At 40.9% G+C, this 10,752-nt stretch carries 8 protein-coding genes; 1 reads left to right on the top strand and 7 read right to left on the bottom strand.

Going from position 1 to position 10,752, the window contains the following annotated elements; translation table 11 throughout:
- The coding region (locus tag L4D79_RS21225) for a putative Ig domain-containing protein (RefSeq protein ID WP_428654092.1) at positions 1–1,229 on the bottom strand (1,229 nt) is incomplete at its 3' end.
- Between the two features lie 472 nt (positions 1,230–1,701).
- Here L4D79_RS21225 and L4D79_RS21220 point away from each other — a divergent pair.
- On the top strand, positions 1,702–2,370 hold the full coding sequence (locus L4D79_RS21220; protein WP_428654090.1) for a phage tail protein: 669 nt from the start codon (positions 1,702–1,704) through the stop codon (positions 2,368–2,370).
- A gap of 80 nt (positions 2,371–2,450) precedes the next feature.
- Here L4D79_RS21220 and L4D79_RS21215 read toward each other — a convergent pair whose 3' ends face one another.
- From L4D79_RS21215 to asnB, 6 genes are all read right to left on the bottom strand, one after another.
- Positions 2,451–3,386 carry a methionyl-tRNA formyltransferase gene (locus tag L4D79_RS21215; protein ID WP_428654088.1) on the bottom strand — a complete coding sequence of 312 codons (936 nt, stop codon included), beginning with the start codon at positions 3,384–3,386 and terminating at the stop codon, positions 2,451–2,453.
- Positions 3,387–3,408: 22 nt separating this feature from the next.
- The gene (locus L4D79_RS21210; RefSeq protein ID WP_428654086.1) at positions 3,409–4,671 is read right to left on the bottom strand and encodes an SAM-dependent methyltransferase; all 1,263 of its coding nucleotides are present in this window, start codon (positions 4,669–4,671) and stop codon (positions 3,409–3,411) included.
- 58 nt (positions 4,672–4,729) lie between these two features.
- Positions 4,730–5,353, bottom strand: a complete 624-nt coding sequence (locus L4D79_RS21205) for an aspartyl/asparaginyl beta-hydroxylase domain-containing protein (RefSeq protein WP_428654084.1) — start codon at positions 5,351–5,353, stop codon at positions 4,730–4,732.
- 186 nt (positions 5,354–5,539) lie between these two features.
- Complete coding sequence (locus L4D79_RS21200) at positions 5,540–6,529, bottom strand: FHA domain-containing protein (RefSeq protein ID WP_428654082.1); 990 nt, start codon at positions 6,527–6,529, stop codon at positions 5,540–5,542.
- A 142-nt stretch (positions 6,530–6,671) separates the two neighbouring features.
- Positions 6,672–8,882, bottom strand: coding sequence for a YcaO-like family protein (locus L4D79_RS21195; RefSeq protein WP_428654080.1), 2,211 nt, complete (start codon positions 8,880–8,882; stop codon positions 6,672–6,674).
- A gap of 29 nt (positions 8,883–8,911) precedes the next feature.
- Entirely contained in the window at positions 8,912–10,735 is a 1,824-nt protein-coding gene (asnB, locus tag L4D79_RS21190) for an asparagine synthase (glutamine-hydrolyzing) (RefSeq protein WP_428654077.1), read from the bottom strand.
- Positions 10,736–10,752: the final 17 nt, after the last annotated feature.

The following is a 10,752-nucleotide window of genomic DNA, read 5'->3' as shown; positions in this document are numbered from 1 at the left end:
TCGCTATAACTTGGACTGAAGCTATACACTGCATCTTGATTCACTGAGGTGGCTGGTGAACCTGAAATAGTCGGCGCATCATTCACATTCACCACTTCCAGATTGAACGCTGGTAAGCTGGCTGTCTCAATACCATCCGAAACACTGATGACAATGTTTGAGCTGGTACCGACATCACCATTGGTCGGCAGGCCTGATAACACTCCAGTCGCAGGGTTGAAATTCGTCCAGCTCGGCTGGTTCTCGATGCTAAAGGCCAAGTCATCACTGTCGGCATCACTGCCAATCGGGGTGAAGCTATACACCGCGTCTTGGTTAACGGTTGTAGGTGGAGAGCCCGATATAGTTGGTGCATCATTCACATTCACCACTGCCAAATTGAACGCTGGTAAGCTGGCTGTCTCAATACCATCCGAAACACTAATGACAATGTTTGAACTGGTACCGACATCAGCATTCGTCGGCAGGCCCGATAATACTCCGGTCGCGGGGTTGAAATTCGTCCACGAAGGCTGGTTTTCGATGCTAAAGGCCAAGTCATCACTGTCGGCATCACTGCCAATCGGGGTGAAGCTATACACCGCGTCTTGGTTAACGGTTGTAGGTGGAGAGCCCGATATAGTTGGTGCATCATTCACATCCACCACTGCCAAATTGAACGCTGGTAAGCTGGCTGTCTCAATACCATCCGAAACACTAATGACAATGTTTGAACTGGTACCGACATCAGCATTCGTCGGCAGGCCCGATAATACTCCGGTCGCGGGGTTGAAATTCGTCCACGAAGGCTGGTTTTCGATACTGAAGGTCAGATCATCGTTGTCGATATCACTCGCTACTGGCGTGAAGCTGTAACTGGCATCTTGGTTAACAGAGGTCGCAGGTGAACCGCTAATTACAGGTGGAGTATTTGTGGAAATAATTTCAGCAGAAATGTTTGCCAACGTTATACTTCGAAATTCGAAATTAGCTACTTCTGCACTATTTTGAGCTTCGTAAGTTACTTCAATTTTTGTGACAACATCATACCCCGTACTTGGCCAAGCTGGAGTAAATGTAAAGTCACTAATTGAAACGCCTGAAGATGGGACATTTGCGTAGTCGCTAGATAGAACATGAGTCGCAATTATTTCATCACTTGAATTATAAAGGGTTATATCGAAACGAGGAATATCTTGACCACCACCAAAATCACCCACACCTATATCAATAAGCGAAAACGACTTCATGATATCGCCACCTTCAGCTTGAAAAATAACAGTGTTTGTTGCCTGCGTAGCATTTGATACGTAAAGGATATTAGCCACACCCGCGAAACTATTACTGACAATAAACTTATCGCCCTGCGTCTTAAAACTAGCTCCCCCTGAATCGGTACCTCCTAAATTCCCAAAATCATAAGTACCATCGCTAGTGCCTAAAGTCATAGCATTTACTGTCGCAACAGTACCCGATAGAATCAAAATGAGAATAAACAGCAGGTTCGATAAAGCAGATCCTACTTGTCCAAAGTACTGTCGACAATCCATTGTAATCCTACCTTATTTCAAGAAATATCATCGCGCACAACGAAGCACCTAATTACATATATAATGGGTTTTTACTGCTACCTTTAATATTACCGCTTCCTTACAGCAGGTTGCTTGCATCGAACATTTGACGATACTTGTTATTGACCAACTCACGAAGAAAGGAATTTTCATGGAATTTATAATGGGTGGAACAATCTTATTTGGTGGTAATTTTGCTCCAAAAGATTGGGCTTTTTGTAGTGGGCAACTTATGCCAATCAGTCAAAATCAGGCTCTTTTTGCAATATTAGGTACTACATGGGGAGGCGATGGGCGTACTAATTTCGCTCTACCTGATTTACGAAGTCGCGTTCCATCAGGTCCAGGGAAAGCTCCTGGTATAACCGTCGAAACGATAGAGGGTCGTATGTTTGGTAATGACTTGACCCAATTATCCATTAAACATATGCCTAACCACTCACATACTGCGCAATTTTCACCGTCAGGAGGAAGTCCTTCGCTTACAGCGACTTCTCAATCAGAAGCAACAGCAAAAATGTTTGTTTCTGATTCAGACGGCACAACCAATCAACCTGCTGGCAATTATTTAGCTACGACCAAAGATGGTCGAAATGACGGCGACAATATCTATAACGATAGTAAGGGAACATCGTTTCTTGCTGAACAGGCAATAGATGTTGAGGTTAATACAACAACAACTATTACTGGAACAGGTATTACTGGTGGCACGGTTACAGTCGGAGTCACAGGCGGAGGGGAGAAATTTAGCACCATCCAGCCGACATTAGGAATAAACTATATTATTGCAATACAGGGGACTTTCCCATCTCGGAACTAAAGTAAAAATAATATTATACGTCAGTAACCTTCCACATGAGTCAGCCGTTTGCTAACGATATAGTTAAGATAAAAACTGTATTATGGAGAGCTAAATTGCTCTCCAGCTGTTAACTGGAAGCGTTCAGCGAATGCCCCCCCCGAAAAAAGCCCCTCATTGACCGAGAGTATATCAAAGCGCAATGCCCCGCCCCTAGCTGATACGACTACCCCCTCGGGTTCGCCAATATGCAAAACAGTCCCAAAAGGAACGCCATAATCAGCATGGTCGACTAAAGTTGCTTGTAACAATCCAATATATGATTGTTTCCAAACAACAAGTGCACCATTGAATAACGGATTTCCAGCTCTGGCCATTGCCGTAATATCGGCGGCTGTCATCGTTTGCCAATTAACCATTAAATCTTGCTGACTTGGTATAGGAGCAACACTAATTTCACCCTGTTGAGGTACCCCTTCAAGTGCCCCTGCACTTAATGATTCTAAAAATTTCATCACCAAATTTGGCGACTGCTGGGCAATGGTATGACCGAGACTATTAAAAGTATCATTAGGGTTCAATGGCAATGATTGCTGAATCATAATATCGCCAACATCAAGCTCTGGCTCAACTTTTGTAATAGTGATCGCTGTCTCTGATTCATTGTTTCTAATCTGCCAATACAGTGGCATCGCACCCCGGTATTTAGGAAGGTAAGATGCATGTAGGTTATAGATTCCTATGGTAAAGCTATTGAGAATAATCGAAGGTAGCCGATGTGAGAAAGTATAAACCAACCCAATATTAGCCCCCCATGTTTCTACTTGGAAAATAACGTCTTCAGGAGTATCTGGCCGATATCGAATGTAGGGGATCTTTGCTTGCTGCAATTGCAGCTCTAATTGATAGGAATCAGTATCAACTCGATCATTTAATACAACGCCGACCAATGAAGCTTTCGCTAAAAGTGTATTAATCACTGGAATCACAGCGCTACTTGCGGCAAAAATGACAACTTTTTGATTTTGTTCAGGCATTATCACTTCCCTTAAAATTAGCTTACATTGCTATCGTTGCCATGAAACCTGGTAACCCATTCAGTCGATAATAAAATTTCAATTCATCACCACTTTTTACCATTAGGTCCCCTGGCTTAGCATCTATAGGCGTATAATTTATACAAACTTGCATATCTGGTAATGGATGTGTGATGCCGGAGTCATATTCATTCAATATCTCTTCGTCGAAGACCTTTATTTGAGTGCAAATAATAATCAAAGGCTGTTCTGGTATTACGGTTTCAGGTGGAATAACTATTTCTTCACACTCAATAAGACTTGTTGATTGATCTACAACATAGTCTTTAAGGTCAATCAGTGTCTGCGTGTTTAAGCGTAAGATTTCACCGAGTTCTACTCTTTGATTACAACCAATAATTTCCTGACTAACATCATACGCACGACTATTTTCCTCTTTCCACTGTTCAATATACTCTTTCTGCCCAACGGTTAAGACAGCTCGTAACACAAGTTCCTGTGGAAGAAAGATACCATTTGGATCCATAATCCTAGCAAAGTGACGTGCTAGAGCCACATGCCCTTCTCTACTCAGGCCATGCTGCAATGATTCTAATACAACTATATTTATTGAGGTACTGGACTCATACTCACAGGCATCTTGACAATAGAAATCACGAATAAAGTCATGTAAACCAAGCTCATCGGTTACAGCCTTTAAGCTCAAAATCGCACCAGGTTGGAGGTCGATAAACGTTACCTGTATATCATCCCCAGTATATAGCCCATTAGTTTTATAATAACTTAATAGGGGTAATAGCAAGGGTGCAAAAGGCCCACAAGCCGGATAAACAATATGAACCGTAGAATTATTATCTAACTTTAATTGAGAAATGGCTTGGTGTACTGATCTAAGATATGCTCGTACTCGAAGCGTATCTTTCACAGATGTTATACAATGATCAGGTGAAATGATTAGACCATGACGAGAAATAAACTGACGCGAACGATACATAGATGATATATCAGCATGCGTATATATCATTTTTAATTGATCAAAAATTACTTTTAACTGTAAATCTAACCCCTTTTTATCTATCGGCTGATTACTTAGTACATTACCAACTAACTGATATAAGTTTTCTGATAAGCAATTATCAATACTCTCGGCACGAGAGGTTTCAATTAATGGCTGATAGGTATCACCTCCTCTTAACTGTTGACGTATTGAATCATTCATCAAACCAGCTGACAATGTAGGACTGACATCATTAATTTCTAACTCGTCACTTTTCAAACTTTTCATGACCATCCTATATCTGTTTATCAACTATCCCGTTTGTATCTAATGAAGAGTAAATTTCTCAGCATTCATATAGTTGCTCTTTAAGCCACTGGTTGACAGTACAATCAAAAACTAAGTGAATACGAGGCTGATAACCTCGGTGATAAACAGCATGCTCTGCTGCCGCATTGATGTACCACAACTCCCCCTCAGCAATTTTTAACGATTGTCCACTAACCATAAACTCAACATCAGGATCGGACTGCAAGCAGTAATGAAGGCGGGCCTGACCATTAGAAAGATCTAAGCCACTATCACGATGAGGCTTGATTTCAGAGCCGGGGCTCAATCTCATTAAACGGGCAGATAGAACAGAACAAGGAAATAACCGCAAAAAACGAGCAATATGGGGTAATCCATCTAAGATGGGGTAGTTTTGATAATCGTTAGGGTTGGCTGATTCCCCAAAATTAAAAGCCTGTAAGATGGGTGAACATACCATATGCCTCGCTAATCCCCTTAAAGGCATAACGTCCCATTTTCCATCGAAACAAGCTTTGTTGACATGTGTCAACCATCTACTTTCATCTAATTGTGTCGTGTCATAGCCCTTCGATTTAGGCCAAGCCAACCCATCCGGTACATTTAATTGAGAAAAAATCACATCCATATGATTGTCTATTACAGCATATTTCAGAGCCAATTCAGTTCACTACTGCCTATAGTCATCAGCAAAGCAACTGTGCAAATTATCAAATTTAAGCTTAGACCAACAAGCGCCACCTGTTGCATATATTATTGGTTTTGTGAACTCGCACGCTAACAATTCATGATAGTCAGTGCGGAAAAAGGTCGTTCAAACCGAAATCCACACTGCCTAGTATCACCATCACACCATCATCGAATCAACTTCCAATTCCTGGCCTTTAAACACTTTAAAGTCATTTGCAGCAAAACGGACACGGCCTCTTTTCCGTTCAATAAGCAAGGGTTCACAAATACCTTCCGACTGTAATTTATCAGCAAGCTGTTTTCTTGCGCGATGAATTTGAATATTGACGTGATTCTCAGACAAACCAATATCCTTGGTCAATTGCTCAATTGTGCGCCAACCTTGTAAATGCTCAGGTAACTGTTCTTGTTTATCCTGGCCTTTATATCTTGCTAGCAAGGCTGTTAAGTAATGGTGGCTACGTGTTTCACAATCAATATCAGACCGATTGTTCTTTAACGTAAGCTCGGTGAGTTCTTCATCTTGACTGATGTTGAAGATATAACATAACTCATTGCTAACCGTATCACTTGTAACTACTGTTTCTTTTTCAGCAGCATCAGCCCCTTTGATTAATTTCCACATTGAATCGGAGAATTCCAGTAATTCTCCATCATATAGTTTGCTTGGTGTAGAATCATTAATCGTTTCACAGTACCAACTTTTTTCGACCACATCATAAAAGATAATGACTTCCGGTGAGTTTTCTGATGGCAAAAAATGATAATGCTCCAATAGGATTGGTTGGGGATTCCGGGGCTCTACCTTGAAGTTTTTCTCGCTAACGAACGGAACTAACACGTCTTTTGGTTCATCTAGGTTAGCAACAACAAATGTTATACTCTTTTTGTTGGCAAAGCAGATCCTATCGTCAACCGCAAGTTGATAGAGTTTGTTCGGCTGAATGGCTTTATTGTTAACCAAAACACCATTTTTACTGAGATCTCTTATATACCACTTGCTATCAATCCACTCAATGACTGCATGTATCCTCGAAATTTCAGGGTTATCAACTAAAGTATCTACTGCTGTCGCGAGACGGCCAAATTGATGAAATGCCTTTAAAAACAGTGGATAGCTTGAATTAATTGAAGTCAGGTATGCCATAGTTCATCCTTGCTGTTAGCTATTGAGTAACTCAACCTCAGGCCTATTAATCACCTTCTGATTACATCCTAGTTTGGCCCTGGTTCAACGTCTATTACGACAATATTACACGTCTTTCGTGAGACTAAACTTCCTAAGCCTGCTAAATATATAGCCCTAATGACGTAATACTGTTTTCACTTTTCGCTTTATTCAACCATTTTAGCTTAACGGGTACCTGGTATAAGCGCTCATTGGCAAGTTGCGGCCAAATATGACACAGACCTGGAACAAAAACTTTAACAGTGTGCAGAGGGATTGGCTGTCGAGTATAGTCAACAACTAACGTTTCAAGGTTACAAGACTTAAGTTGCCCAACAAGACCCAAGATATCTACTTTCATATCACCTGAATTGATTATAAAGGGTATTTCAGGTGCAATTTCTTTGTTTGGATGTAAATATGCCCCTTCCTCAACTTCATCGAAATTAAATGCAGCCCCTTGCTGATTTCGAATAGGGAGCAATTGACATAATTCAGTAAGTGCACGTTGAGCTGCTAATTGTGGCTGCAGGTGACAACCAAAACCAAAGATATAGCCATCGTTCTCTTTATGTCGACCCACAGCTACCATGACAGGAATACCGATATCATGGGTAATATCAAGAACCCAGAAGTGATAATCCTTGCTCAACGTTAGCTCAATCGGCTCATAAAAATCACGCTCAAGTAGTTGCAAGTTAAAAGCTGGACGCTCAATTTGGTTGTACCACCAAATTGCAGCAGCATCACGCTCTATTAACTCATACAGCCCTTGTAGTATTGCTTCTTCTAGCGTATTACCGGCAGCCGCACCATTTGAATGCCAACGACCAAATTTGTCATCTTCAAAACGCTGAGGCGCTGTCTGTTTTTGTGGTATTTCAATATTTGAAAAGCAGCAAGTTAGTGGCACGTATACGTGTTCATCATTAGTCAATGACCAAGTCGCTAACCAATGTATAGGTTCGTTTTTATACGGTATTGAGGCTTGCGCTCGCTTCGACTCACTGTCTGTACTGTCTGCAAATCGCTGATACTGAGTAGCGCTATAAGGCGTCAAGGTCTGAAAACTTATATGACGTTTACTTAACTCACTTGGGCTTGCTCTGTACAAGGGTTCATCGCCCTTAAACTGCGCATTTGACCGCTCGATAGCTTCACATAACGCACTTGCTCGTGACTGTTCATGGCTAACGCCTTTACCCAAACATGTTTGCACAAAAGCATTATTATTAAGTGTGTCTAAGTTTCTAACTAAAGGGGTTTTGTAAAAAGCAGTTTTATATATTTTAATCGGCGCATCATCATCAGAGGCTAATTCTTTAATGTGGGTAATATTACCTGTTATGGCGTCAACAAAAGGCATTAGCTTGCGAACCGTTTCTGTTGGTGAAATCGATCGTGAACCACCATCCATGTTATAAATAGATTCAACATGTTGTAATACTACAGGTTGCTCAAATTGAGCCTTCAGCTCAGTATCTTCTGCAAAGTGAAGAGCATGCTCTGAGATCGTGCTTTCTCTTATATCAAGTTGAAGCAAACAAGGCTGCTTCGTTTCCAATTGACGTTGAATTAACCCACGTATCATTGGCCACTGTTCAATTTTCGGCCTGTCTGTTACGTCAAAAGGGATAACATGCCGAGCTTCAGGATATAGACGCGTTAAAAACTGTCTTACCGGCTTGTTATTGTATATACAAGTTTGAAATTTCAGCCAGCAGCAGTCGTTCTCTGGTAATGTTGGTAATTGTTTAAATACAGGGCTAACCGCTAGTTGATTGCCAGTGATTTTGATAACGCAATAATACTCAAGGTCACGAGCAAGATCTGCAATTCGGCTGTCAAGTAAATCATCAACCAACAAAAATGTCATTTTCTTTGAGAAGCGTGTGACAGTCTCCCCGACTTGATTTTCTTCAGTCTCTGATATTATTTTAAGAGCATTACACCATAGCTCGAGGAAACCTTTATCTGAAGAAGATAGATTCAATATTTCAATCGCATTCCCACTATAGACTGATTCGAGTGAAGTCTGTCCAGACACTTGATATTGCTCATCTAATGCCATACTCGCACCAGTTAAATAGCCTTGTGACTTTAACTGATTGACTTGACTAACAAACCGTACCATTTGCTCTGGCTCATGATGATAAAAACTAGCATATTGTCCAATGACACTGTCATAACTGCATGTTCCGTCAACTAACCAAAATGCTGGAAACGACGATTCTGGCAACCAGTAAAACTCTTTTTCACTGATCAACATAACACCTGTTTTCTTTAAACAGTATGCTGAAAATCTAGGGTGCCACCTCAAATTACTAGTCATTATCTTTAACCGCTCCCTATTACTGTTTTTTAAAATGCCAAAGAAAAATGCTTCTGCAAAACCATCAGGCTGGCTAAATGCATAAAAACAGGGTCAAACTTAACCTGTTGCGGATAAGTGGCATTACGAAGTTTTGCATAAAGCTCTCTCACCTTATTGATTGAGTAAAATTCTGGTAGATTACTATCATCATAGAAATAATGGTCGAACAGACTAGATAAAGGCTCACTTTCACGAAAACAGCTAACAGGTGCGATAAGCGGTTTTTTATCAATCATCGAGATCTCATCTGGAAGATATTTTCTTGCAACCTGTCGTAATATTCGTTTATCGATATTTTCATTTACTTTGAATGCAATAGGTAGTGAGTGAATAAAGTCGACCAATTCATTATCTAAAAAAGGTGTCCTCCCTTCAATGCCATTTGCCATTTCTGTTCTATCCGCTAAAGCGCTAAGGTTATAGTTTTGAAATGCGCTTTTATAGTGCAACCTTTGAGAGTTTTTATACATTTCACCGGTAGCTACTGCTTTACTCAACAAACTAGTATACGGATTTATATCTATATCTTTATCACTTTGTAATTGTTTCAGGACTTCCGCTTGATATGAGGAATGCATGATTTGAGCTGGAATGTATCCCATTTTCTGGAAAACATCTAATAAATGAGAGCTCAGCTTTATCGGCATCTCCTGAACGTTTTTATAAGGCGACAACAGGTCTTTTTTAAAAAAATGGTAACCCATTAATGATTCGTCAGCGCCCTCCCCCGTCAAAGCAACCTTATGGCCATTAGTAGCCAGCGTTTTGCTTAATAAATACTTGGCTGTGACGTTCAGATTAGGTACTGAGCTCTCGCAATGATAAACAGATTCTTCAAATGAATCTGCAAGTAAATCATCTGTTGCAACGATGGTATGATGGCTAACACCCAGCTGTTTTGCGATGTATCGAGCCGTTTTACTTTCATCAAGTCTGGGATCGTCAAAACCAATGCTAAAAGCATCAATGCTACTTGAGCTCTCAGCAGCCATCGCAGCAATCATTGAAGAGTCTATACCGCTGCTCAGGTAGCACGCATTACCCATCCCCTTCTGTAAGCGCTTTCCTACAGCATTAATCAGTAAATGTTCAAATTGGACACACGCTTCTGTGAATGATAATTGACTCGTTGGGTACAATGTAGGGTCAAGAGGAGATTGTTTTAAATAACCCCTTACCTCTAGGCCACTTGTGGTAAGGCTCAATAACTCACCGGGTTGAACAGCATACACGCCTTCTACGCAGGTCTCATTGGCACCAGTAACGAAAGCCCCTGCCGTAGCTAAATATTGTTGATTCCAACGAGCTGGCACACCATATGCTAATAATGCTTTGATTTCAGAAGCAGCAATGAATTGATCGCCAACTTGAGCAAAGTACAACGGTTTAATACCATGACGATCTCTCGCTAAATACGCAGTTTTGGTTTTTTGATCCCACAAAGCGAAAGCAAACTCACCGTCGAGTTCACTCATACACGCTTCCCCTTTGGAAATAAAGCTGTTCAGTAAATATTCACTATCGCTACCAGTCTTAAATTGTATTCCTTCGTCGATCAATGATTGCCTAGAGTTATAAAACTCACCATTGACAACAGCTATCCATCGCTTATCTTCAGATAATAATGGCTGCCGCCCAGCCTCCCCTCCATTAATCGACAACCGTTTATGCCCTAAGGCCGCAGTCTGGTCATGAGAAACCCATGTACCAGTTTCATCAGGACCACGGTGATGTAATTTTTGGAGTGCAGCAATGAATTTCTCAGTGCTTAACTGATTTGATAATGAATGATAAAAAAGTAATCCACACATAGCCTGACCTTCAACGG

This window comes from Photobacterium satsumensis, from assembly GCF_050336935.1.
Lineage (GTDB): Bacteria > Pseudomonadota > Gammaproteobacteria > Enterobacterales > Vibrionaceae > Photobacterium > Photobacterium satsumensis.
The sequence above is the reverse complement of the archived record's forward strand: the minus strand, read 5'-3'. Positions and strand labels throughout refer to the sequence as shown.